General features: G+C 38.9%; 32 protein-coding genes and 5 tRNA genes. 11 read left to right on the top strand and 26 right to left on the bottom strand.

All coding sequences use genetic code 11. The features are described 5' to 3' along the window. Positions 1-157 precede the first annotated feature (157 nt). The 9 genes from J671_RS21860 to J671_RS21825 form a co-directional block, all read right to left on the bottom strand. Positions 158-1,108 (bottom strand): ribose-phosphate pyrophosphokinase, encoded by a 951-nt coding sequence (locus J671_RS21860; RefSeq protein ID WP_031982366.1) that lies wholly within the window; start codon positions 1,106-1,108, stop codon positions 158-160. 36 nt (positions 1,109-1,144) lie between these two features. Then, positions 1,145-1,219, bottom strand: a tRNA-Gln gene (locus tag J671_RS21855). A 92-nt stretch (positions 1,220-1,311) separates the two neighbouring features. Further along, positions 1,312-1,386, bottom strand: a tRNA-Gln gene (locus tag J671_RS21850). Positions 1,387-1,478: 92 nt separating this feature from the next. Then, a tRNA-Gln gene (locus J671_RS21845) sits at positions 1,479-1,553 on the bottom strand. Between the two features lie 20 nt (positions 1,554-1,573). After that, positions 1,574-1,648, bottom strand: a tRNA-Gln gene (locus J671_RS21840). A 26-nt stretch (positions 1,649-1,674) separates the two neighbouring features. After that, positions 1,675-1,749 (bottom strand) — tRNA-Gln (locus tag J671_RS0105010). After that, entirely contained in the window at positions 1,748-2,581 is an 834-nt protein-coding gene (gene ispE / locus J671_RS21835) for a 4-(cytidine 5'-diphospho)-2-C-methyl-D-erythritol kinase (RefSeq protein ID WP_006581578.1), read from the bottom strand. Before ispE ends, J671_RS0105010 begins: the two co-directional genes overlap by 2 nt. 18 nt (positions 2,582-2,599) lie before the next feature. Further along, entirely contained in the window at positions 2,600-3,178 is a 579-nt protein-coding gene (gene lolB / locus J671_RS21830) for a lipoprotein insertase outer membrane protein LolB (protein WP_031983456.1), read from the bottom strand. 4 nt (positions 3,179-3,182) lie between these two features. Beyond that, positions 3,183-4,892, bottom strand: a complete 1,710-nt coding sequence (locus tag J671_RS21825) for a tetratricopeptide repeat protein (protein ID WP_004888494.1) — start codon at positions 4,890-4,892, stop codon at positions 3,183-3,185. 88 nt (positions 4,893-4,980) lie between these two features. Between J671_RS21825 and hemA the strand changes: the two genes are divergently transcribed. Next, on the top strand, positions 4,981-6,264 hold the full coding sequence (gene hemA, locus J671_RS21820) for a glutamyl-tRNA reductase (protein ID WP_002050406.1): 1,284 nt from the start codon (positions 4,981-4,983) through the stop codon (positions 6,262-6,264). Here the strand turns inward: hemA and J671_RS21815 are convergent. Continuing rightward, the gene (locus tag J671_RS21815; RefSeq protein ID WP_031983454.1) at positions 6,261-8,126 is read right to left on the bottom strand and encodes a DNA primase; all 1,866 of its coding nucleotides are present in this window, start codon (positions 8,124-8,126) and stop codon (positions 6,261-6,263) included. The genes hemA and J671_RS21815 overlap by 4 nt on opposite strands. Before the next feature lie 158 nt (positions 8,127-8,284). Beyond that, positions 8,285-9,406, bottom strand: coding sequence for an outer membrane protein assembly factor BamD (locus J671_RS21810; protein ID WP_004888487.1), 1,122 nt, complete (start codon positions 9,404-9,406; stop codon positions 8,285-8,287). Between the two features lie 71 nt (positions 9,407-9,477). Between J671_RS21810 and rluD the strand changes: the two genes are divergently transcribed. The 3 genes from rluD (at position 9,478) to J671_RS21795 (ending at position 12,052) form a co-directional block, all read left to right on the top strand. Next, positions 9,478-10,530 (top strand): 23S rRNA pseudouridine(1911/1915/1917) synthase RluD, encoded by a 1,053-nt coding sequence (gene rluD / locus J671_RS21805; protein ID WP_031983453.1) that lies wholly within the window; start codon positions 9,478-9,480, stop codon positions 10,528-10,530. A 10-nt stretch (positions 10,531-10,540) separates the two neighbouring features. Then, the gene (gene pgeF / locus J671_RS21800; protein WP_031983452.1) at positions 10,541-11,278 is read left to right on the top strand and encodes a peptidoglycan editing factor PgeF; all 738 of its coding nucleotides are present in this window, start codon (positions 10,541-10,543) and stop codon (positions 11,276-11,278) included. 222 nt (positions 11,279-11,500) lie between these two features. Continuing rightward, positions 11,501-12,052 carry a flavodoxin family protein gene (locus J671_RS21795; RefSeq protein ID WP_004710280.1) on the top strand — a complete coding sequence of 184 codons (552 nt, stop codon included), beginning with the start codon at positions 11,501-11,503 and terminating at the stop codon, positions 12,050-12,052. Positions 12,053-12,093: 41 nt separating this feature from the next. Here the strand turns inward: J671_RS21795 and smpB are convergent, their stop codons facing one another. The 15 genes from smpB to J671_RS21720 form a co-directional block, all read right to left on the bottom strand. Then, positions 12,094-12,567 (bottom strand): SsrA-binding protein SmpB, encoded by a 474-nt coding sequence (smpB, locus tag J671_RS21790; protein WP_001033994.1) that lies wholly within the window; start codon positions 12,565-12,567, stop codon positions 12,094-12,096. A 101-nt stretch (positions 12,568-12,668) separates the two neighbouring features. Beyond that, the gene (locus tag J671_RS21785; protein WP_000401870.1) at positions 12,669-12,869 is read right to left on the bottom strand and encodes a helix-turn-helix transcriptional regulator; all 201 of its coding nucleotides are present in this window, start codon (positions 12,867-12,869) and stop codon (positions 12,669-12,671) included. Continuing rightward, a complete protein-coding gene (locus J671_RS21780; RefSeq protein ID WP_017816603.1) occupies positions 12,870-13,139 on the bottom strand; it encodes a hypothetical protein in 270 nt (89 codons plus the stop codon). A gap of 1 nt (position 13,140) precedes the next feature. Further along, on the bottom strand, positions 13,141-13,332 hold the full coding sequence (locus J671_RS21775; protein ID WP_017816604.1) for a hypothetical protein: 192 nt from the start codon (positions 13,330-13,332) through the stop codon (positions 13,141-13,143). After that, positions 13,329-13,541: a hypothetical protein gene (locus J671_RS21770; protein WP_001288768.1), complete on the bottom strand. Its 213-nt coding sequence runs from the start codon at positions 13,539-13,541 to the stop codon at positions 13,329-13,331. The genes J671_RS21775 and J671_RS21770 overlap by 4 nt, the downstream gene beginning before the upstream one ends. Further along, positions 13,538-13,747 carry a hypothetical protein gene (locus J671_RS21765; protein WP_017816605.1) on the bottom strand — a complete coding sequence of 70 codons (210 nt, stop codon included), beginning with the start codon at positions 13,745-13,747 and terminating at the stop codon, positions 13,538-13,540. Before J671_RS21765 ends, J671_RS21770 begins: the two co-directional genes overlap by 4 nt. Beyond that, on the bottom strand, positions 13,744-14,280 hold the full coding sequence (locus J671_RS21760) for a DUF551 domain-containing protein (RefSeq protein WP_031983451.1): 537 nt from the start codon (positions 14,278-14,280) through the stop codon (positions 13,744-13,746). Before J671_RS21760 ends, J671_RS21765 begins: the two co-directional genes overlap by 4 nt. Then, positions 14,277-14,885, bottom strand: a complete 609-nt coding sequence (locus tag J671_RS21755; protein WP_031983450.1) for a lambda exonuclease family protein — start codon at positions 14,883-14,885, stop codon at positions 14,277-14,279. The genes J671_RS21760 and J671_RS21755 overlap by 4 nt, the downstream gene beginning before the upstream one ends. Then, positions 14,866-15,723, bottom strand: a complete 858-nt coding sequence (bet, locus tag J671_RS21750) for a phage recombination protein Bet (RefSeq protein WP_031983449.1) — start codon at positions 15,721-15,723, stop codon at positions 14,866-14,868. Before bet ends, J671_RS21755 begins: the two co-directional genes overlap by 20 nt. 9 nt (positions 15,724-15,732) lie before the next feature. After that, positions 15,733-15,963: a DUF551 domain-containing protein gene (locus J671_RS21745; RefSeq protein ID WP_000454829.1), complete on the bottom strand. Its 231-nt coding sequence runs from the start codon at positions 15,961-15,963 to the stop codon at positions 15,733-15,735. Further along, a complete protein-coding gene (locus tag J671_RS21740; protein WP_000991219.1) occupies positions 15,963-16,229 on the bottom strand; it encodes a hypothetical protein in 267 nt (88 codons plus the stop codon). Before J671_RS21740 ends, J671_RS21745 begins: the two co-directional genes overlap by 1 nt. 19 nt (positions 16,230-16,248) lie before the next feature. After that, entirely contained in the window at positions 16,249-16,596 is a 348-nt protein-coding gene (locus J671_RS21735) for a hypothetical protein (RefSeq protein ID WP_228132363.1), read from the bottom strand. A gap of 228 nt (positions 16,597-16,824) precedes the next feature. Continuing rightward, positions 16,825-19,092 carry an N-6 DNA methylase gene (locus tag J671_RS21730; protein ID WP_000065151.1) on the bottom strand — a complete coding sequence of 756 codons (2,268 nt, stop codon included), beginning with the start codon at positions 19,090-19,092 and terminating at the stop codon, positions 16,825-16,827. A gap of 132 nt (positions 19,093-19,224) precedes the next feature. After that, complete coding sequence (locus J671_RS21725) at positions 19,225-19,440, bottom strand: hypothetical protein (RefSeq protein ID WP_031983445.1); 216 nt, start codon at positions 19,438-19,440, stop codon at positions 19,225-19,227. Positions 19,441-19,455: 15 nt separating this feature from the next. Further along, complete coding sequence (locus J671_RS21720) at positions 19,456-20,202, bottom strand: S24 family peptidase (RefSeq protein WP_031975139.1); 747 nt, start codon at positions 20,200-20,202, stop codon at positions 19,456-19,458. 105 nt (positions 20,203-20,307) lie between these two features. On the opposite strand from J671_RS21720, the gene J671_RS21715 reads away from it, so the two are divergent. From J671_RS21715 to J671_RS21690, 7 genes are all read left to right on the top strand, one after another. Beyond that, positions 20,308-20,496: a hypothetical protein gene (locus J671_RS21715; RefSeq protein WP_001100147.1), complete on the top strand. Its 189-nt coding sequence runs from the start codon at positions 20,308-20,310 to the stop codon at positions 20,494-20,496. Between the two features lie 8 nt (positions 20,497-20,504). Continuing rightward, the gene (locus tag J671_RS21710; protein ID WP_002052638.1) at positions 20,505-20,780 is read left to right on the top strand and encodes a hypothetical protein; all 276 of its coding nucleotides are present in this window, start codon (positions 20,505-20,507) and stop codon (positions 20,778-20,780) included. An 86-nt stretch (positions 20,781-20,866) separates the two neighbouring features. Beyond that, positions 20,867-21,034, top strand: a complete 168-nt coding sequence (locus J671_RS26005; protein WP_000047869.1) for a hypothetical protein — start codon at positions 20,867-20,869, stop codon at positions 21,032-21,034. Continuing rightward, entirely contained in the window at positions 21,031-21,924 is an 894-nt protein-coding gene (locus J671_RS21705) for a GntR family transcriptional regulator (protein WP_031983443.1), read from the top strand. Before J671_RS26005 ends, J671_RS21705 begins: the two co-directional genes overlap by 4 nt. Beyond that, complete coding sequence (locus J671_RS21700) at positions 21,924-23,249, top strand: replicative DNA helicase (RefSeq protein ID WP_031983442.1); 1,326 nt, start codon at positions 21,924-21,926, stop codon at positions 23,247-23,249. The genes J671_RS21705 and J671_RS21700 overlap by 1 nt, the downstream gene beginning before the upstream one ends. Positions 23,250-23,260: 11 nt before the next feature. Further along, on the top strand, positions 23,261-24,007 hold the full coding sequence (locus tag J671_RS21695; RefSeq protein WP_031983441.1) for a DNA-methyltransferase: 747 nt from the start codon (positions 23,261-23,263) through the stop codon (positions 24,005-24,007). Further along, positions 24,004-24,421: hypothetical protein (locus J671_RS21690; protein ID WP_031983440.1), on the top strand; the 418-nt coding region annotated here is incomplete at its 3' end. The genes J671_RS21695 and J671_RS21690, both read left to right, overlap by 4 nt.

Raw genomic sequence — 24,421 nt, 5'->3', positions numbered from 1 at the left:
GCACCTTTCCCTTGTTTGTCTTCAGCACGCGCTTGAGCGTTGAATACGAAGTTTGCCATGAGATAAATCCTCATTAAAGATTAAATAAACTAAACTTGCGACCAGTTTAGTGATAGAAAACCCCAGCCAAGGCCAGGGTTAAGAAAAAGCTGCAATATTATAAACTATCGAACATCGCGCTGATAGACTCTTCGTTATTAATACGACGAATCGTTTCAGCAACCATGCTAGCAACAGAAACTTGACGGATTTTGCCCAAGTTCAATGCTTCTTCAGAAAGAGGAATTGTGTCAGTTACGACTAACTCATCAATTACTGAGTTACGTAAGTTCTCAATTGCTTTACCTGAAAGTACAGGGTGAGTTGCATATGCAACAACACGACGTGCACCAAATTGCTTAAGTGCATCAGCTGCTTTACACAATGTACCAGCAGTATCAACCATGTCATCTACAATAACGCAATCACGATCTTTTACATCACCAATCAAATGCATAACTTGCGATTCGTTGGCTTTTTGACGACGTTTGTCGATAATTGCTAAATCGATGTCACCCATATGTTTGGCAACAGCACGAGCACGTACTACACCACCAACGTCAGGAGAAACCACCATAAGGTTATCATGTTGTTGTTGACGTAAGTCAGCAAGCAAAGCAGGAGTACCGTAGATGTTGTCGACTGGAATATCGAAGAAACCTTGGATTTGGTCAGCATGTAAATCAATCATTACGACACGATCAATACCAACAGTGGTAAGCATGTCTGCAACAACTTTAGCTGTAATCGGCACACGTGCAGAACGTGGACGACGGTCTTGGCGAGCATAACCAAAATAAGGAATAACAGCGGTAATACGACCAGCACTTGCACGACGCAAAGCATCTGCCATAACCAAGATTTCCATAAGGTTATCATTGGTAGGCGCACAAGTAGGCTGAACGATAAATACGTCTTTACCACGAACATTTTCAGTAATTTCTACTGAAATTTCTCCATCAGAAAAGTGACCGACTGATGCAGCACCTAGAGGGATATGTAAGTGACTTACGACTTTTTGAGCGAACTGTGGATGAGCATTTCCACTAAAAACGACAAGATTGGGCATGAAGCACCCTTGGCGGTTGGTATGTAATGAAATAGATGGCAGGGGCGGCTGGATTCGAACCAACGGATGGCGAGATCAAAACCCGCTGCCTTACCACTTGGCGACGCCCCTAATGCGGCAGAACTTTAATATTTTTGCAATGCAATGTCAAGAATAATCAACAAAAAGCAAGGCAATTAAGTCTGTCTTTAAAATAAGAAGAATGGCAGGGGCGGCTGGATTCGAACCAACGGATGGCGAGATCAAAACCCGCTGCCTTACCACTTGGCGACGCCCCTAATGCGGCAGAACTTTAATATTTTTGCAATGCAATGTCAAGAATAATCAACAAAAAGCAAGGCAATTAAGTCTGTCTTTAAAATAAGAAGAATGGCAGGGGCGGCTGGATTCGAACCAACGGATGGCGAGATCAAAACCCGCTGCCTTACCACTTGGCGACGCCCCTAAATTCGATGATATATATGATGGCAGGGGCGGCTGGATTCGAACCAACGGATGGCGAGATCAAAACCCGCTGCCTTACCACTTGGCGACGCCCCTAATATAATCATCATTACAGGTGAAATTGGCAGGGGCGGCTGGATTCGAACCAACGGATGGCGAGATCAAAACCCGCTGCCTTACCACTTGGCGACGCCCCTAACTTGCAACTTTAAAATGATGTAAAGGAGATTCTTTTAAACTACGTACCAAGTAAGCTTTACATGGTGCATGTTTAAGAATGTCATCAACATTCATTTCATTGGTTACTTCAGTAAAAACACAAGCACCTGTACCTGTAAGCTTTGCATGACCAAATTGATCAAGATATTGCATTGCTTCTTCAACTTCAGGGTATAACTTTCTAGCCAAAGGCTCAAAGTTATTTCCAAAATTAGAAGGTTCTAACTGATAGGCGCAAAATTTAGTGGTCTTAGTGTCTCTTGTCAATGTTTTTTGTGAAAAAAGCAATTGAGTGCTGATAAAACAATCAGGTTTTAAAATAATGAACTGTTTTTGATCTAAGTCTATGAATGTTAAATGTTCACCAATACCTTCAGCCCATGCATTTTTACCATAAATAAAAATAGGAACATCAGCACCAAGTTTTACACCATAGTCAGCAAGCTCTGTCTGAGTTAGGCCACATTGCCATAATTGATTTAAAACAATGAGCGTTGTGGCGGCATTCGAAGAACCTCCGCCTAGACCTGCACCCATTGGAATATTTTTTTCAATGCTAATGTGTAGGCCACACAATTTTTTTGCATGCGGTTTTAATATTTGAGCAGCCCGATAAATCAGATTCTGCTCAAGTTGAACCTCACCTAAACCTTCAATCTGGATTTCATCTTTCTCAATAGGGGAAAAAGTCATCCAGTCATATAAATCAATGAGTTGAAAAATGGTTTGTAATTCATGGTAACCATTTTCACGACGTCCCGTTATATGTAAAAACAGGTTGAGCTTGGCTGGAGAAGGAACTCGAATCATAGATTTATATAGTTAGACTTAACGGTTTTGGATAACCATTGTAATACGGTTTTCTTTATCTTCAGCAAGCGCCTGCTTTAAAACCAGTTTATTTGGTAAAGTTTGTTCACCATCATAACTAAAATTAACCGTCCAACCATCTTCGATGAGTTGGCTCACACGGTTTGCATTATCTTTGCTAATTTGGGCATTTAAAGTTGCAGGTTTCGCTAAAATCCAGCTGGTTAAATGAGTAATGGGGGCTTGCCAACCAGTTGCACGCTCTAAAAGCTCTTCAGGAGATGCTGCTGTAATAACGCCAGTTTTAGCGCTGTTTAGAGTGACTTCACCCGGTTTTCCCTGAATTTGTGTTTTTCCAACACCTAAAATTCCACTTAACTCGATATCAAAATTATCTTGCTGTTGAATCCATGTGAAAAAAGCACTCCCACTTTGTTGGGGGGTACGCACTCCAATTTTACCTTGCAAATTGAAGTGTTTTTCATCTTGTACTTGGTGGGTAACTGCGGGTTTAGGCTGAGTAAAATGCTGACAACCGGTTAAGAATAATACACTTGATCCACAGATCGCTGTGCACAGTTGGGCAAGTTTGCTCATAAATTTAACTCTTTTTTACAGATGTAGGTAAAATTAACGCATCAAGCTGATGCAATTGTGGATCATTCGCGTGCTTTTGTTTCAGTTGTTGTAACACGGTACTAAATTGAGTTAACGATCCTTGCATATACAATGCTTTAGCGTAACGAATGCCAATATTTATGTTATGGCTGAGTTCATATGCTTTGCCTAAAGCTTCCGCTGCTGCTTCATAATCATTTTGTAAAAATGCAATATAGCCTAGCGTATCAAGAATTGAGGCTTGCTCAGGTGCATATTCCAATGCTTGTTCAGCATACTGTCGTGCTTCTTTTAATCTACGGTTTTGTAAAGCCAACGTATACGCATAAGCATTTAGATAAGTCGGACTATTCGGTTCTAACTGTAATAATTGCTTCAGTGTTTTATCAAGTTTGTCGCGGTCGGTATAAGGGTCTAATAATAAAACTTCTGCATAGATGAGTTCTGGATCATCTGGTAAGTTTTTGATCGCTTCATCTAATAAATTTAATGCAGCTTTTTTATTGCCCATCTTCTTTAAAATTTCAGCTTGAGCTTGATAGAGAAAGCTTGCATGCTGCGGATAATTGACTCGTTCTTGAGTTAAAAAACGTAATGCATCATGTAAATTTTCTTGCTTATCATAAATCGCAATAAGATTACGTCTGGAAACAATGTAAAGACTACCATCTACTAAACGGTAATAGGCTTTAGCAGTCTCATAGTGCTGTTTTCGTTCAGCATTGATTGCTAAGTAGTAATACGCTTCATTTTGATACTTTGCAGAGTTGCGTAAATCAACTAAATATTGTTCAGCTTTATCATATTGCTTCAGGTCAATACTGGTTAAGCCCGCAATAAATAATGCTTCTTCAGCACGAGGATTGCTCTCAATAATTTTTTCTAATTTTTCAAGAGCAAGCTGGGGCTGATTAATCTGAATGAGATATCGCACTTCAGCTAATCGAATATCTAGATTTTTCTTATATTTACGGCTGGATTTTGCATACCATTTTAAAGCACCTTCTTGATCACTTAGGGCAATCAACAGGTTGGCTTTCATTAAGATAAAACTGGTTACTTTAGGACGACGGCGTAGTGCACGATTAATGGTGTTTAGTGCTGGTTCTAATTGGCCATTTTGTGCTTCCAGATTAGCGATAAGCGCTAAAATAGAAGGATTTTCCTTTTCTGCACTTGAACGTAAAGCGGTTAATAAAACTTCTCGATCTTGTGCATTTTCGGGTGCAATACTTGCCAAAATTTGTTCAAGATCGGCAGTTGGATCTATTTTTAAAATTTTATCCAAAGTTTCAGCAGCAAGCTGATATTCATGTGTTTTTAATGCAATATGCGATAAATAAAACAAAGCAGGGACATCTTTAGGCTCTTGAACGACCCAATGTGTTGCGATATTCAGTGCAGCTTGTAAGTCGTTGTATTCAAGTGCAACATCTAAGGCACGCTGTTTAATGGTTGTTGAGTTGCTTCTAATTGCAAGTACGGTGTAATTATGCAGTGCCGTAGGAATATCGTCATAAGCTAAGGCAAATTCAGCGACCATACTCTGTTGTAGAGCCTGATCAAATGAATGCACGGCATAGGTCTCTTGCAACGGACGTGCATAGACATATGAGGACATGCTACCTAACAATAAGAATGTGGTAGAATACTGTCTTATCGAAGCACCGTTAAAATTAATACGGCTATTCATTTGACGCAATTTTTATTGATCCAAAGTAATGCTTTTTATGACACCGATGTTGCACAATAGCATAAATTTAGCGAAATGATGATCTGATATGTCTTTCTTTGCATTGGGTGTCAACCATCAAACAGCTTCTGTAGAACTCCGCGAGCAAATTGCTTTCAATGCAGAGCGATTAAGTAATTTGCTTGCCGAGCAACGCCATCATGAGTCTTTAAAAGACTTAGTGGTTGTTTCAACCTGTAACCGTACAGAAGTCTACGCCATGGCGGAAGATGCCGAAAGCCTTCTGAAATGGTTAGCCGATGCCAATAATATTGATGTAAAGCAGTTAATTCATCATGTTTATCGTTACGAGAATGCTCAAGCGATCACACATTTAATGCGTGTTGCAAGTGGTTTAGATTCCTTAATGTTAGGTGAACCACAAATTTTAGGGCAGGTAAAAAATGCTCTAGCATTGTCTAAAGAAGCGCAGACGGTTTCTCCTGAGTTAAACAGTGTATTTGAATACGCTTTTTATGCGGCAAAACGTGTGCGTACAGAAACAGCTGTAGGTAGTCATGCAGTTTCAATGGGTTATGCTGTTGCACAATTAGCCTTACAAGTCTTTAGTAAACCTGAAAAACTCACTGTTATGGTGGTTGCAGCAGGTGAAATGAATAGTCTGGTGGCCAAGCACTTAGCGGAAATGGGTGTTGCCAAGATTATTATCTGTAATCGTAGCCGTGAACGTGCTGACCTGCTCGCTCAAGAAATTGCCCATCAAGTTGAAGTTGAGATTATTGATTTTTCAGCTTTATCAGAAAATTTATACCGTGCAGATGTTGTTTCAAGTTGTACAGGTAGTTTGCATCAAGTTATTGCGTATGCAGATGTCAAAACGGCATTAAAAAAGCGCCGTTATCAACAAATGTTAATGGTTGATTTAGCTGTACCGCGCGATATTGACCCTAAAGTGGAATCACTTGATGGCGTATATCTATACGGAGTTGATGACTTACAAAGTGTAATTGATGAAAACCTAGCCCAACGCCGTCAAGCAGCTGTTGAAGCTGAGGTGATGGTGAATCAATTAGCCACCCAATTGATTACACATCAAAAAGTCAAAGAAGCAGGCAGCACAATCCATGCTTACCGCCACCATAGTGAAGAAATTAGTCAGCAAGAACTTGCTCATGCTTTAGACGCATTGCACCATGGTGGCAATCCAGAGCAAGTACTCAAAGAATTTGCTCACCGCTTAACACAAAAGTTAATGCATCCAACGTCTATGTTGTTACGTGAAGCTGCTAAAGCAGAAAGTCCTGATTATTTCGAGTGGCTCCAACAGCATCTACAGGATGTATTTGATCATGAGCGAAAACCGAAACGTTAAGACAATAATCTTAAGCTAATTTGTTTGGTGAGCTCATTGAGTTGTTGTCTTAAGTTTCTTGACTCAACTAAAGAAATTTTAGATTTTAGCTTTTGACGTAAATATCTTTCTTGTAAGCCTAATGCATATTCTTTAGCGAGTTTATCTGCTACTTCTGGTGCTTGAGTTAATGCCTGAATATTAGTTCTTTGCATAATATCTGCAATTTCATGGCAATAACTGCTACATGCACCTAACACATAATATGTCGCTAACTCTTGGTCATCAGGCAATTCATCAAATATACGATTTAGAATTGCTAATATTTTAGCCAATAACTCATCTTGTGGAATATAAGCCCGTAATCCTTCAAAATGAATATAAAGAAACGGATGGTGCATCAAAATTGCGACAGCAAAGTCTTCATCTTTTGTCTGAATATTAAAAGATAACGATGCATCATGACTAATTTGTGGGGTAAAGCGCTTACCTAACCCTAACTTTTCACGGAAAGATTGGGTTAATAGATAACGGAAAGATCCCTGTTTGGGTAATAACTCGGTGAGTTCTCTTAGTTCGCCCATGACAAGACTTTTGCCCTCAGGCGTACTAATGTCATGTTGGCCAGTAAGATGTGCAAAAACAAAGTCAGAGAGCAGGGGCGCTTGCTGTAAAAGTCTTTGGAAGTTTTCGAGGCCTTCACGTCGAATTAATGAATCTGGATCATGATCATTTGGCAATACAAAGAACTTAAGCTCACGTCCATCATTTAGAAGTGGTAACGCAATTTCTAAAGTTCGACGTGCTGCTTTTTGACCTGCTATATCGCCGTCAAAGGCGATTGTAATTCGATTATTTTGTTTAAATAAAATATTAAGGTGTTCTGTATTACTTGCCGTTCCTAAAGTCGCGACAGCGCCTGTAATACCATATTGCTGTAAAGCAATAACATCCATATATCCTTCAACCATTAACCAGTCGTTAGACTTTAATTTTCTACCTTCATATAAACCATAAAGTAATTGGTTTTTATGGAAAACTTCTGAGTCTGGTGAGTTGATGTATTTAGGTTTAATTTCGTCATTGAGTGCACGACCACCAAAACCAACTACACGACCCTTCGGGTCTCGAATTGGAAAAATGACACGATCACGTAAAAGGTCAAAGTCACGACCACTATCGCTTGAACGGATGAGGCCAAGTTGCTTTAAGCCCTCAATATCATAAGGGAAAGCTTTTTCTAGATGTTGCCAGTCTTCTGGTGCATAACCTAAACGCCAGAACTGAATAGTCTGGTCACTTAAACCACGTTGCTTAAAGTAATTTTTAGCTTTTTGACTAGTCGGTAATTGATGTTCATAAAACTGGGCAACATTTTCTAGAAGGTCGTATAAATTACCTTCTTGTACAGGTTCCTCAAAATTAAATGGTTGTTCGAACTGTGCAAAAGGATCATCAAAATACACTGGTTCAAGTGTATTGTACTGATCATCTATAGGTGCTTGAGTACTGGGTTCAACAACTGTTTTTGCTGGAACTGGTGGTTTGGTAACCTGGCGTGTATAAGACAGTTTTTTATTATCGGTATTATCTTTGGGTAATTCGACACCTGCATTGCTCGATAACTCTTTCATTACATCGATAAAGTTTCGGTTATCAATATCCATTAGGAAACGGATGGCATTGCCGTTTGCTTGGCAACCGAAGCAATGATAGTACTGTTTATCGCGATAAACATGGAAAGAAGGGGTTTTCTCTTGATGAAAAGGGCAACAACCAGAATATGTTCGTCCGGTCTTTTTCAATTTCACACGTTGACCAATCAGATCGACAATATCTGTCCGATCTAGAATCTGATCAATCGTATGCTGTGGAATTGCCATAATTCAGATAACCGTGTTTAAACTAATGATGCGATAGGTCAGATTATTCTGACATGATGAAACGAGATATGCCCGATAAATATTTTACTATTTTATAAAAACAAACAGGCAAGTCATATCACTTGCCTGTTTGTTGGTTATTTTTAAGCTGTTATGACTTATTGAGCAGCGTCGTCCGGTTCAGTTGAAGATGCTGCAGGTGCAGTGGTTGCACCTTCTGCTGCTTTTTCAGGCTTATCAAGTAAACCGAAGCTTAAACGGTTAGTCCAGCTACGTTCAGTTTTTGGAGTCTCAACCGGTGCTTTTGTTGTTTCTTGAGCTTCTTCTTTGCCAGAATTACCTATTAAACCAAAGCTTACACGGTTCAGTAGACTACGTTTAGGTTCTGTTTCAGTAGTCGTAGTATCAGGTGTTGTAGACTTAGATTCACGGCCAAGAATACCCAAGGTAGCACGGTTAATCCAGTTGCCTTCTTTACGGGCAGCACGCATGTTTACTGTGCCATTTTTATTAACAAGGCTAGGATAATTAAGCTTTAAAACTTCAATGTATTGTTGTGAAGTTGCTTTGTCACCCAACTGGTCATAGCTATATGCCAAAGTTGCTAATGCTTCTGGTATTTGAGGTGTTTGTGGATAGTGTTCAATTACCCATTGTGAACGCTCAGCTGCTGCAACCCATGCTTTACGTTTAACGTTAAAGCGTGCGGCATTCATTTCGCTTTCAGCAAGCTCTTGACCAATAAATTTCATACGCTGTGCTGCATCGACAGAATATTGGCTGCTTGGGAAGCGGCGAATCAGATCAACAAAGTTTTGATAAGCAACTTTTAAATAACTGATGTCACGGTGTGATTGTTGCAAAGACGTGTAGCGCAATAAACTGTCATAGTTCAGCTCCATGTTAGATACGCCACGTACATAGTAAGCATAATCTACATTTGGATGCTGAGGATTTAAACGAATAAAGCGTTCAGCTAGAGCAATCGCCCCTTCATAATCTTTTTGTTTAAATTTTGAATAGAGAAGTTCGAGTTGTGCTTGTTGCGCGTATTGTCCAGTTGGATAATAGGTGTCAATCGCTTCTAAAGATTTAGTAGCTTCAAGATATTGACCACGATCAAGAGATTTTTGGGCCTTTTCAAAATATGCTTGTTCACTAGATTGCGGGCCAGTATCGACCACTTCTTTTTTACTTGGATTGCTGCTACAGCCCACAAATGCAGACGCTACACCTAGAGATAAGGCAAGCATCGTAATTTTATAACGTGGTAGCGACATAAAAACTCCTCTGTTATGTTGGGCAATGAGCTACAATTGCGCTATTAAACCACTTTTATCTCAATGATCAAATGACTTCAGCACAATCTTCAAACACAAACTTCTCTGAAACCGACTTCAATTTACTTGAAGATTCTGAGGATGCAGATAACCATACTTCTGATACAACTGCAACACGTTTATCGTTGCAAGTTCAGTTAGATGAAAGCTACTTAGGGCAACGTATCGACCAAGTTGCAGCCATGGTGTGGAGTGAGTTTTCGCGTGAAAAGCTCAAGCAATGGTTGAAGGATGGCCATCTGTTGGTGAATGGTAACATTGTTAAACCTAAGCATCGTTGTGAAGGGACAGAGCTACTTACGCTCGAAGTTGAGCTTGAAGCTCAGACGACGAGTCAACCTGAAAACATTCCACTTAATATTGTTTATGAAGATGATGATATTTTAGTCATTAATAAACCAGTAGGGATGGTAGTGCATCCAGGAGCAGGTAATACCTCTGGAACTTTAGTGAATGCCTTGCTTTATCATTTTCCAAAATTGGCAGAACTTTCTCGTGCGGGTTTAGTACATCGTATTGATAAAGACACCAGTGGACTATTAGTTGTTGCTAAAACACTAGAAGCGCAATTTTCTTTAAGTAAACAATTGGCAAATAAGTCAGTTTATCGTGTATATGACTTAGTTGTTTATGGAAATATTATTGCTGGCGGTACGATTGATGAGCCAATTAAACGTCACCCAGTTGACCGTGTGAAAATGGCGATTTTACCGGGTGGGCGTGATGCAGTGACGCATTACAACGTAAAAGAGCGTTTTAAAGATTTTACTCGTGTGCAAGCTCGTCTTGAAACAGGCCGAACTCATCAGATTCGTGTGCATTTTAGTTATATTGGTTACGGCTTTTTTGGTGATCAGGTTTATATGAAACGTGTACGTGTACCTGCTGGTGCATCTGAATTACTCATTGAAACTTTACGTGGTTTCAAACGTCAAGCATTGCATGCAGCTAAGTTGGGTTTAAAACATCCGCGTACTGGTGAAGAAATGTTATTTGAAGCACCTTGGCCTGAAGATTTTACTCAGTTGGTTAATGTGCTACGTTCAGAAAACGCTGCATATTAAGGACATGCATATGGAATTTGTTCAAGGTTTACCGCAAGGCGTATTTGTAGGGCAGACACGTGTTCAACATCCTTTGGCTTTGCCAACAGACCAAACCGAATTAACTGGGTTTAATCTTGCTTTACACGTTAAAGACGAAGCTGCACGCGTTCAGCAGCATCGAATGATGCTTTTAGACGAATTTGCTCAGTTTGGTGTTAAGAAAATGACATGGATGACCCAAACGCATAGTACGATTTGTCATACGGTAAATGAACAAATTTCCTTTACAGCATTAATTGGCGATGGATTGGTTACTCAAACCAAAGGTCATGCGTTAATGATGATGACAGCCGATTGTTTGCCTGTAGTACTTGGTAACGCAGAGGGCACTGAAGTTGCCAACTTACATGCAGGGTGGCGAGGTTTGGCGGGTGGTATTATTGAAAATACAGTTGCTGCAATGCAAAGCCCTCCAACTTGGGCGTGGTTAGGAGCTGCGATTAGTCAACCTTGTTTTGAAATTGGAGCCGAAGTAAAAACTGCTTTTTGTAGTAAATATCCTGAATTGGAAACTGCATTTATTGATGGAGCAGCTCCAGATAAATTTCATGCAGATTTATACGCGATTGCTCGTTTTATTTTGCAAAGCCTTGGTGTTAAGCAAGTTTTAGGCGGCGATCAATGTTCATATCAACAGCAAGAAGAGTATTTCTCTTACCGCCGTGATGCTAAAACTGGCCGTATGGCAACTTTTGTTTTTATGTAATTTATAAAAATCGTATTTAATTTTAGAAGTACGATTGTTGTGATATTACTCCCTTATGTTATTTAAATTTAAAAATAATATAAGGGAGTTTTTTATTTTTTGTATTTTCAGTATTTACTTAAATAAACTGCTTAAAAGCTAATTTTTGATATTCTTAGATCACGGTTTAGCAACTTTTAATTAAATGATAAAATACAAAAAATCGCTAAAAATATTAAGCTTATGTCTTTGCCTGAAAAACATCTCTCTATCGTCTATCACAGTCCATATGGTCATACCGCAAAGGTAGCATCTGCTATTGCTGCTGGTGCACAAGTGATGGGTGTTAAAGTACATGTGATGAATATTGAGCACATTGACTGGGATGTTTTAGATGCCTCACAGGGTATTATTTTTGGCTCGCCAACATATATGGGGAGTGTAACTGCCGACTTTAAAAAGTTTATGGATAGTACCTCCAAACGTTGGAAAAATCGTTTATGGCAAGGCAAATTAGCAGCGGGTTTTGCAAATTCAGGTGGCCTGAGTGGTGATAAGCTAGCGGTTTTGCAACAACTTAATATTTTTGCGATGCAGCATGGCATGCTCTGGTCAGGTTTACCTTTAATGACAACAGGCCATACCGAAACTGATTTAAACCGTTTATCGAGCTGTTTAGGTTTAATGACTCAATCAGATAATGCACCAGTTGAAATTACACCGCCACAAGGTGATTTAGATACTGCTAAATGGTTTGGTGAATATATTGCTGGACTTTTATATAGATTAAATTAGTAAAAAATAAAAAAGCCTCTTTATAGAGGCTTTTTAGTCTATTATTTATGAAATATACGGGCTTTATCACGTTGCCAGTCACGTTCTTTTTCAGTTGCACGTTTATCGTGGAGTTGTTTACCTTTCACGAGTGCAATTTCAAGCTTGACCAGATGACCTTTCCAGTAACACGCTAATGGAACGCACGAATAACCTTTTTGGTTCACTGCACCCATAAGCTTTTCAAGTTCACGACGAGATAATAATAATTTACGTGTACGTGTAGCCTCCGGCACAATATGTGTAGATGCAGAAAGAAGCGGTTGAATTTGTGCACCAAATAAAAATGCTTCACCGTTTTTAAAAATGACATAACTTTCTGTCAAACTCATACGACCGGCACGTAAAGACTTTACTTCCCAGCCGAGTAAAGACATGCCAGCTTCAAATTTTTCTTCGATAAAATAATCATGACGGGCACGCTTATTTTGTGCGATGGTTCCGCCATTATGTTTCTTTACAACTATCTTGTTCATCTTAACCTTTTGAAAATGATCAATTAAATTCTAAATGGCTAGAGTGTTACCCGTTTAATTACCCGTTTTTAAACACACTCGACTTAAAAGAAAGCCTGCAATTAGCAGGCTATCATATCAGAATTATCTTTGTGTTTTTCGACAACTTTCTTAACACTAGATTCGTGCCAAAATACCTCTTTGTCACTTACCTTGATAGGTTGAGGAATTTCACCATTCTTAATCATGCGATAGAATTTGGTGCGGCCAATAGACATTAGCATCATAAACTCTTTAGCACGTACACGACGATCAATTTCCATTCACCCCTCCATCTCATTAAACTTTTTAACGATGGCTTCTCTAGCTTTCATCAAAAAATAATCACGTTCATCTTCTTCAAAACACCCATCGCCTTGTGGCTCTTGAGAATACAAAATGGTCTCATCACCACAATCAGGATAATCAACTCTAAATTCGCCATGTCTTAATCGGAGATATCCAATCTGTTGACCTTGAAAAACTGCAATATATTGTTCAGGGCTTTCATCACATGTTTTGATTAGCTCAACTTCATCAGTAGTCAATAACATTTCACCCCTCCTTACTTTCCGCTTTTCTAAAATCAGTGCCTTCTGGATCTATCCCAAAATATTCACAAATTTCTGTAGCTTTTGTCGCACCTGGCCCATGTCTGGATACATGAACCCAATTCAAAACGTTCTTTGGCTTTTTGCTATTCATGAGGGCCATTAGATAAAGTTGCTCAAAGTCGAGACCATTCATTCCAACACCTCGGCGCTTTTTTCAATGTACCCATTAGCCCATTCGTTTAAGATTTCCTTTTCAACAAATTCTTGCTTTTCAAAGAAGCCTAGCGCATTCCATTCTTCTTCTGAAATGTAGTCACTTAGCAATAAATCCTCTTCTTGGTTCCCTATAACAAAGCCAATAGAGAGCTTTAAACGAACTTTGATAGAATTAAATTCACTCATCCCTCTACTCCCGATTCAATATCCAGCTTCATTGCACCTTCCTCTGGATATTCGGTCATCCAAAAGTAATAGCCTTTGCCACTGTGCCCATCTTCAAAAAATTTAATAGTTAGTTCAGTTTCAAGTTGATCTAAATCATTTTCACCATCTGGATTTACAAATTCGAGAAGGCTTTTTAATTGGTGACCATTAAGAGTTATGCTCATTGTTCAGCTCCCGATTCGCTTGCTTCTTTTAGTGGCTTCCAATGAGTTACTTTTTCCTCAATAAAATAACTAGAATACTCATCACCAATGTAAGCCGTATTTGCATACCATCCTTCTTTGACATAACCGCAGCCGCGATCTTCGTCATAGTCATACCAATCATCATCACCATGATACTCTTCAGTGAACTTAGGAATAAAATGAGCCACCATTTGGTTTTGGTTTTTAGCTGGGTTTGCATCTATCAAAACAATCACATTTCGTAATGGCTCAGGCATGCGATCATCAACCGAAATCCATTCTGGCACCGCCTGAGCTTTGGCTTTTTCTAGCTCTGCTCTAAGTCTGCCAATTTCACATGCCGCATGGTTACAAATAACACGTAATTCATCTTCGTTATATTCATCTGCATGCATCATCATTAAATGACTTATTTCGGTGCCAAATTGACTATCACCATCGAACACCCAAACAAAACCATCATCTTGTTCAAAGCGTAAATTAACTTCTCGTTCCTTATTCAAATCTGTCATGCTGCCACCTTCAATGTTTTAATTGCGTCATCTATAGCTTTGTTGAACTTGCGAACATCTTGCTCTAATGCTTCTATCGCCAAGTCTTTAGCAAAGACGCGGATAATAATGATCTGTAGTCCTTCTGGTAGACGTGGGTCATAGCTCACAAAGTCACACCATTCACGACCAGTACAAGACAATTGGCATGTAATCTGAGGGATATGCTCATCAGGCACTTGCTTAGTCAGAAGGGTATTCAAATGAGTTGTAGTGTCTGGGCACTTAACCTCAATTTGACCTTTATCACCCACAAGCCCATCTGGTGAAGCCCCAAACATTTCAATGAAAGGGTGATCTATTAGGCCTGTTCCAACTACAAAGTTACCCGTTTCATTTTCATAAGCTGCTATTGCATGAGGCTCGTTATCGATACCCCATTGCATAACTTGGTTTGTGAAGATTTCCTTCTTAACGCCAGTTAGGCGCTCAGCTAGAATGATTAAACCCAATGCATTTAAAGCTTTGCCTTTATTTGGCTTTGCATTTAAATCCTTTACTCGGCTTGCTGTGACTTTGCCACAGCGTTCCGAATGCCAATTGTCACTACGCTGGAGAATGTTCATAGGTTTCTCCTTGGCGCTGTAAAGCTTGATCAGCAAACTGAGCAATTTCTTTTAAGCTAATTGAGTGAACTTCCCAAAGGTGCTTTTTAAGATTTCCCTTTGGAATTGCCACATAAGCAGCTTGCAAGCGTTCAGTGCCGTATTGAGCTTCTGATTTGAGTGTAGGCAAATGCTCATCTTCAAAGGCTTGGTAGCCTTCTGGCACTTCACTAGTCACATCCTTAATAGGTTGTCCACTTTCAGCAATACGTTCCGCTTCATCTTGATCATGAATACCAACAAAACCAAAAGCCAAACGAGCACATTGAATAGTTGCCTTGTGGCGCAAGAAGCGAGAAGGGTGACTCTGCCATGGTCCTTCAACTACATATCCAGTTTTTGACTTAAATGGTGCACGATAACACTCTGCTAAATACTCGCGAACAACAGTAGGGTGGTCACGGTCTTTACGGTAGATAATGCATTCAACCCATTCAGGTGCAGCAACTTTCGCGCCTTCCATCTGAACCATATTTTCTGAAAACTTAAATTCCATACCATTAAAATTAGAGTTTCCGTTAATGATTCTAGACCAGCCATCTACGCCAACAACTGGAATAATCCCTTTGTTTTTATCTGGGAAAGCGTAAATCTCTTTGGTCCATGGGTTCAGCTTGTATTGACCAGCAACAATCAAAAGAGAAGCCATTTGTGCATCAGTTGCAGGTGTTTCAGTACGGAAAGCTGTTTGAATCAGTGTTTCCTTTAACTCTTGTGGATTAACATTAACCAAGCCAAGAGTTTCAGCAACGTTTGCAATCTGTGTAGTAATAAGTGTTCCGTTTGCTGGCGCATTCATAATCTTCTCCTAATTCTTTGGTGGTTCTGGTAGTGGCATCCAGTGAGAAATGATGTGTTTCGCATCTTCAACGCCATCGCAAACAAATATTTCTTTTTGTGGTATCCACCAGCCAACTTCGATCAAAAGAGCGTAAGGGCGTGGATACCAAAACCCTTTTTGCTGATCTTTAAGTAGGCATAAAATACTTGTTTCTTCTTGGAATGCTGGAAGCCTTTCTTCAACACTAATCCACTCCATCACCCACCTCTCAACTCATTTCTAATTTCTGCTAATCTTTTTAACGTCTCACTTAAGTAGGCGATTTTTGTCTTAATAGAAAACTGATCACCTAGCTCTAATTGGATCTGCTCAGTACCGCGACCTACATAGCGAAGATGAATCCAATTGCCGCCATCAGTGATGACTGTATCTTTCTCACTAGAAAGTGGGAGCAGGGCATTTACAGAATCTTTAATAAGAGCTTGAAGTCTTGATACTTCGATAATTTCAGGATGTGCATTCATGACATTCACCATGGAGCGCTTAAATGCGCTCTCTAATCCCTGATTCGATAAGATCTTTAATCTCAACTACGTCCAAGCGATCAACGTAAGCTAAGACCTCGCCATCTTCGTCATAAACGCGAATGTCTTTAATCTCGTTAATTTCAACATCACGCCATGATTGATAGCCGTTACCATCAATTGAATACTGAGCATCAAATTCAACTTCTAAGGTGAACTTTTCATTAGTTGTTTGAAGTACAGCCTGTTCATTTTCAGGGTCGATTGATTCAACTTTGAAAGGAGCAACAACGGTTACAGGTTCATTGTTAGCTGGGGTGAATGCATAAGCAGCAGTTAGAGCACTAACTACTCCTACAAATCCCATAGATTTGACTATGTTGGCTTTTATATTCATACTTATCTCACTCTTTGAGTAGCCCTGCATCCGCCAAGATTGTTCAGGGCTTTTTAATATTCGGTAGAGTTATGTTCAACTAATTGAACATTAATGTCAATACTTTGTTCAATAAATTAATTAAAAATGTTCAATATTCTGAATTCATGCTTTAATAGACAAAAGAAAACCCACCGTGGTGGTGGGTTCGAAGGGGGGTTAGTTGTAATTTTGAGGAAGTTCCCATAATGCTTCTGTCTTTAGACGCAATTTTTTTTGATTTTCCTTGAGACTATTCTCAATTTCCTTTATTAGTTTATGTTGTTTTACTATTTGATCTTTAACCTCTTCAGGAGGATTCGGGATCTCAATATTCAAAAACATTTCATCAGGAATACTGCGTCGTCTCTCTACACTACCTTGCATTTTACTTTTGTATATTTTTCTTAGAGAATTAGATCTCAAAATCAAATCCAAATATTCTACATTAACTTCTCGTTTTAATCTAAAGATTTTGTATGCTGGGCTTACGGCAGCAGCATCGTAATATTTTTGAAATCCTAGAACACCTTCATCTATAGGGAACCCCATTACAAGTTCATTTTTAAAAACCTTTTTATACCCAGAAATATCAGAACTTGCGACTCGTTTTTTAAATTTCTCATGCTGATCAATTAAGCCATGTTCCATAGTGATACTCATAATAGGTATATTTGTATCCTCTCCCACTTTGACTTTGCCAGACAAGGATAGGAGTTCTTTTAGTTTTATAGTTGGGAATTTTGATTTTATATGTGAATTACTATAATGAGCATAATTATAAATATAATCATTGCTTCTGATTAATTCTGGATTAACTTTTAAGAAACCTAATTCATTATAATATTTATCAAAGTCGCTCTTATTTAAATCAGCAAAATCTAAATTTTTTAAATCATTTTCGTCAATTTTTCTACGGAAAGAATCTAAACTTAGGCCATCATTTGTCACATTGTAGTAAAAAACGTCAGAATTTGTTCTACCATTATGACAGTTGGTAAAGTAGAGTATATTGGTTTTAACTTTTGCATATGGCAGAAAAACTTCTTTTGGAAGTGAAACTACTGCTTTTAGTTGGGCGTTTTCAAATAAATACTTCCTTACTGGAGCTAAAGCGGCTTTAAAAAGAAAGCCTTCAGGTACTACTAATGCCATTCGCCCTCCTTTTTTTGTTGCTTTAAAGCAATGTAGAACACATACTCCATCACCATCGTTTTTAGCTAACTTATTCTCATATAAGTGAGAATAAGAAGTTTTTTGAGAAAATGGCATGTTGGTTATAACCACATCATATTCAGATTCAATAGGGTTTTGAAGTGTGTCTATCTGGCAAATTCCACTATGCCCATCCCCATGCAGAATCATATTCATTTTTGCGAGTTTTGCATTTGAGGTAATTTCTCTTCCAAAAATAGTATTATGTTTAAGCTTGATTTCTTCACTACTATTGTTTGCAATTAAAGTGTTATCTTTTATATGATCAAATGCCTCTGTTAAAAAACCACCTGTCCCACAAAAAGGGTCATAGATCTTTTCACCATATTTAGGGTTGACTAAGTTAACAATGGTTTTAGTTATGTGACGTGGAGTAAAATATTCTCCTAAGTCATTATTAGTTGCTGTAGCTTGCTGTAAGAAATACTCAAAAGCATCTCCTTTAATATCGGTATCTATTGATGAGAGTTTTAACTTATCCAACTCTTTGATCATCTCTTTAACAGCAACAGGGTTGGTTAGCTGTAAATTTGTAAAAACAGAAGCACCATATTGTCTATCAATATCTTGTAGTATGTTATTAGTTGTATTAATTAGCAAATCATTATCGAGACTTTTGAGAGAATTCCAAATACCTGTATTAGCATTCTCTGTATACAATTTTAAAAAAAGAATGTTTGCAAATTCTGAAAGCCTTTCTATACCAGCTCTTAAACCTTCACCTCTTAGTGAGTTATTTAACTTCTTGAAAACATTAATTAACTCTTTGCGAGAGACTAAAATTTCTTTAGGTGTAATATAAATACCATTTGTTTCCTGCAATATGAACTCTTTAGCTTCATTTACTCTTATTAATTCATTAACCTCATTTTCATCAATAAATAATGGTTTTTGGGTATACAAATGCCGTGTTTCGCAGAAACCATTATTCATTGCAAATATCAAAGGTGCATCAAGCATTTCAGCATATTCGGTTGCCTGATCCAGTGCTTTTGTTAAGCTTTTTCCACCTGATTTCGTTTCAATTACACCGATTGGCCGCTTATTTTGTGAATCGAAAAGAACATAATCGGGTCTTTTTTTACTTTTCTTGAGAAACTCATTATTAACAATTCTTAAGATATCTGATTCAAAAAAGACATTTTTGTTTGGATCTTGAATGTCCAAGATCCAGCCCTTGTTAATCAAATTATTGTTAACAATAAAACGTGTATCTTGCTCAATATTAGACATATTGCATAATCCCAATATCTACTATAAAAACTATTGGCAATCTACACATTACACACTAAAACATCAATAAATATTACTATCTAATAAGTGATATACCCCACATTTAAAAGACTGTGTCGGGTTCACAGTTTATTAATCTTTGGTGTTATTAATCTTCTGCCCAAGCTTTCCTTCCTTTACCAACTGAACAACTTGTTCATTCGTAAGTACAGGAATATAGACCTTATCGCCGATATCTTTTGAAAGAATCTTTACTTCTTCAGCGGTTAGCACCAAAGCTTCACCATGTTTAGCAGCATCATTGATGCGAGCAATAATCTGATTGATTGGTAGTTTTGCGTTATCCAATTCCATTCTCCTTTTTTAACCTGCACGCCAAAATTGGCGACCCATAACTTTAAAATTCAATCCATTTTGCTCCGTGACTTCACGATCTCTGTATTTAGGATTTAGGCTGTGCAGAATCAGTTTCCCGCCTTCTTCCTTGAAAATCTGCTTAATCATGCCTTCACCCTCAAAGTAAACAGCATAAATTTGACCATCAATAATGTCGGTTTGGGATATATCAATGCCAACCAAATCCCCATCCTCAATCTTGTCCGCCATACTGTCGCCTTTAGCCTTGATGATGCGCATGCAATCAGGATGAACATTTTTTTGTTTAAAAAAACTAGGTGGGAATGGCTGTTTTCCATTGATCACATCAAAGTGAAACTCTATAGATTCTCCTGTGCCACAAGAAAAACTTGCCTCTACCACATCAATCCAGATAAATCCATCATCCCCACCATACTCAACTACTGACGCGCTTTGAATATCATTCACATCAAATGATGATTCATCTTTCTTGGATAGGCCGTGCTTATCCATAAATTCTTGCATGTTGAAGTTGGTTAAATTTTGTTTTTCTTTTCCAGTAAGAATCCATCTGGATGTTGTTTTTAATGCGGTTGCTAGCGCCTCAATGTGCTTTGCGCTCGGATTATTACTTCCATTTACCCAACCAGAAACAGTTCCTCTAGCAGCGCCAGTGAGCCTCATTAAATCCGCTTGAGATAACTTTAATTCAGCCATTCGAGATTGAATGCGATCAGAAACAGAATTATCCATCGTTCAAAACCTTATATCAGATGTTCAAAATTATGAACAAGAAGTTTGACAAATGCTTGAACATGTTGTTCAATAAGTTGAATTAATATGTTCAGGAATTTGAATATGAATGTAGAGCATTTGAGGGAGTTCTACGGTGTAGAAAATAACTCTCAACTAGCCAAGAAAATCAAAAAAGCACGCTCAGGTATTACCAAATGGGAGCAAGAAGGCATACCACCAAGAACGCAAGCTGCCTTTGAAGTATTAACAAATGGAAAGCTAAAGGCTGACCGTCAAGCATTAACTGCCTAGGAAAAACCATGACTAAACGTAAACCAAAGAAGGATGCGTCTATCACCATCCATATGCCAACAGACCACAAAGAACAGTTGTCCTCATTGGCTGAAATGCTACGAGCAGGACAGGGTGCAAGTGAGTATGTGTACGAAACGTTAATCAAGCCTCATCTCCAAAAATTGAAAGCTGAGACGAAGATTAAACAAAAGATTTTCGGCTTAACAGAGAGCGATAAAAACCATGAGCTGCATTCAGATTTATCAGTGCGCTCAGAAACAGCAGACATTAAAAAAGCCTGATTTCGTGGATCAGGCTCAATGTTCAATCGGAGAAGGACCAAATGAACCATTCAATATTAGCAGAAACAGTAGAGAAGGGGAACTAGATGAGTAAAACCACTTTTAAATTTATTCAGTGGTACGAATCTAAGTACCCTGAGTTTGTAAATCGATATGGAGCTTTAAAACGCTTATATGACTCTGATTTAGATAGTTTCTTCATTGAAGAAATTGATGAGCTGTATAAGGAATTTAAGCAAGGTGGTGTTGTATGAGCTTATACACCACAGGTCATCCGGTTGTAGACAAAATTGCCAGCCTCAATATTGAAGGCAATGTCATTCCTGCTAATTGGTTTAATACTTTCAAATTGGAAAATGGAAAGCCCGATACAAATGCGGTCATTTTGCTTTCAGAAATTGTTTATTGGCATCGTCCGACTATTGTCCGTGATGAAGATTCTGGGCATATCGTTTCGGTAAAGAAAAAATTCAAAGCTGATTTATTGCAACGCTCATATCAGAGTCTAGCAGATCAATTTGGGTTCTCAAGGAAGCAAGTTAAAGAAGCATTAGATCGTCTTGAAAAGTTCGGCGTGATCAAGCGTCACTTCCGCTCTGTAGATGTAAATGGTCAAAAACTTAGCAATGTTTTGTTCATTGAATTAGTTACCCATGTTCTCTTTGAAGTGACCACCCTCCTAACTTCTACGGTAGGACCCTCCTCACTTGAAAGTCATGACCTCCCACCCTACAGGGAAGACCCTCCCCACCTGGAGGGTGACACATATACAGAGAATACTACAGAGATTACTACAGATAGTAAGTTAAGCACGGCTGAGCTTGAAAAAATCTTGAAAGGGAAGAAACCATGTGAAGCTCTTGTCGCTATCGGTTTAGAACTTGAAGTTGCTAAACGATTCAATGAATACCGTAAGACCCTTAAAAAACCATTAACTCTTGATGCTGTGATCAAGCATTACCACGAAAGCTGCAATGCAGGGATTTCAACTAATGATGCAGCTCGTATTGTTTTGAGTGAATCGTGGATTGGGTTTGCTAGTCGTTACAACTGGAAGCCAGCATTTGAAACTTTGAATGGTTCTGCACAACAACAAACACCAGCAGATATGAAAAATGCTGATCTTAATTATGGAGATTGGTAATGAGTTCTGATATCCAAAATATTTCTATTGAGCAGAGTGTTCTTGTTGCACTCATGACAACAAGCAACTCACTTGAAGTAGTTGCAAACGATTTGACTGAGGAACATTTCTTCGCTGGACGACACAAAATCATTTATCGCGCCATTGTTGAGTTATCAAATGCTGATATGCCATATGACGCTGTATTCGTTGGCAAGCATCTTCAAGAAAGAAATCTGCTAAACGATATCGGCGGTGAAGAATATTTAATTCAACTTAATAGCGCTATTGGTAGTGTCCATCACCTTGAATACTTTGTTGCTGAATTAACAAAGTTAAAAAATCACCGTGAAGTTGAAGGCATTGGACTAGCCATTGCTGGAAGAGCAAAAGACTTAACGGTAAGTGATATTTACCTTGAGGCTGAGAATCTATTCAGCACTTCAAGCAGCACTATCGAACAGAAGCAAACTGGTTTTGATTTCAATCAAGCCTTAGAAAAAACTTTAGAACGTTTCGAGAAGAAAATCGCCCAGAAGGAAGAAAAAGGGTTTATTGGAGTTCAATTTAATATTCCTCACTTAGATAACCTTCTTGGCACAATCGAGAAAGGACATTTTTGTGTTATTGGTGGTCGTCCGGGTAGTGGCAAGTCAACACTCGCGCAGATGTGTGCAATGCAAACTGCTAAGCGCTACAACATGCCTGTTTTATTTATCTCTGCTGAGATGGACACACCAACCCTAACCAACCGCATGATCTCAGCATTAGGGCATATCCCATATAACAATCTTCACAACGGGGAAATTTATGACGGGATGTTTGAAAAGCTTACTGGCACGATAGCTCAGTTCCGCAACCTTCCAATTTTTATTGAAGAGAAGCAGAAGCCAACAATTTCTGAAATCCAAAGCTATGCGCGTAAAGCAAAACGTAAATACAAGGCTCTAGGCTGCATCATCGTGGACTACTTGGGTTTAATCCGTGACCCATCTAAAAAAGATCGCGTTCAAGAAGTTGCATCAATTAGCCGTGATTTAAAAGCTATGGCTAAAGAGTTTGATTGTCCAGTAATTGCATTAGCTCAACTCAACCGAGCAGCAGAAGGACATAAACCTGTTGCAAGCGACCTTAAAGACTCAGGTCAAATTGAACAGGATGCAGACCAAATTATCATGGTCCACCCATTACTCGAAAAAGAGACAAATGCACCTACAGGTGTAACTGAATTAATCATTGCTAAAAACCGTCACGGGAAGCGCGGATCTGTAAAGGTTCAGGATCGCTTAGATATTTGTCGTTTCGTAGGCATGTCATTTCCAGTGGAAGAGAGAGGTGCAGCGTGAAACATAATCTTATGTTAGGCGATTGCCTCGAGCGCATGAAGGAAATTGAAACGGGTACCGTAGACATGATTCTTTGTGATTTGCCGTATGGAACTACATGTTGCAGTTGGGATGCGGTTATTCCGTTTGAGCCACTTTGGGAACAGTACGAGCGAATTATTAAAGATAATGGTGCGATTGTTTTATTCGCTGCTCATCCATTCACAGCTGTACTTGCAACATCAAACCTAAAACTATTCCGTTATGAGTGGATTTGGGAAAAGCCGGCAGCTACTGGCTTCTTTAATGCTAAATTCCAGCCATTACGTGCACATGAAAACATCCTCGTGTTTTACAAGGCTAAACCAACGTTCAACCCAATGAAAACCTTTGGTCATGAACGGAAGACAGCTAAGCGTAAAGACATTGGATCAGAGCACTACGGCAAGCAAGTAAACATTAAATCTTATGACTCAACAGAGCGGTACCCACGTTCAGTTCAGCTATTCAGTAGCGATAAGCAGAAATCAAATTTCCATCCGACACAAAAGCCAGTTGCTCTTTGTGAGTACTTAATTCGCACATACACAAACGAAGGTGAAACAGTTCTAGACAACACAATGGGTAGCGGTACCACAGGTGTTGCTTGTGTAAACACAGGTCGTTCATTCATTGGGATTGAGCAAGAGCAGAAGTACTTCGAAATAGCACAAGAACGTATTGCTCAAGCAGGTACCGAGAAAGACATGCAGCCTGACCTATTTGGAGAAGCGGTATGACTCTATCAGAAATCAGAGAACAATTAGCTGTAGTAGCTCAGCGTAATGGTCGTCCGCCTTATGATTTATGTGTGCTTAAAGCTGTTCAATTTGCTGTGAAGAATGGGACAGAACATCCGCTTAAAGAGCATTTGGATATTAAGCAGCCTACAGAAATACCAAAGGTTGAAAAGAAACAACCGGCAGTAAAAGCAGGTCCAAAAGTTCCACAAGCATCGCAGGAAGATATTAAGGATCTGTGTGATTGGATATCAGCACAAGTTGGTAGACAGAATCAACTTGCTGTTAAAGCTGGGACTTCACATTCAATTATCTGGCGTGTTCGCAAATCTAAAACATGTACTAAACGCCTATATGAGCAATTACTAAGAGCTAAAAATGAAATTATTGAAGGAGCAAGCGCTCAAGGGGGAA

The sequence above is a fragment of the Acinetobacter sp. 1130196 genome (assembly GCF_000588095.1).
Lineage (GTDB): Bacteria > Pseudomonadota > Gammaproteobacteria > Pseudomonadales > Moraxellaceae > Acinetobacter > Acinetobacter nosocomialis.
Note: the sequence above shows the minus strand (reverse complement) of the source record. Positions and strands in the feature narration are given on the sequence as shown.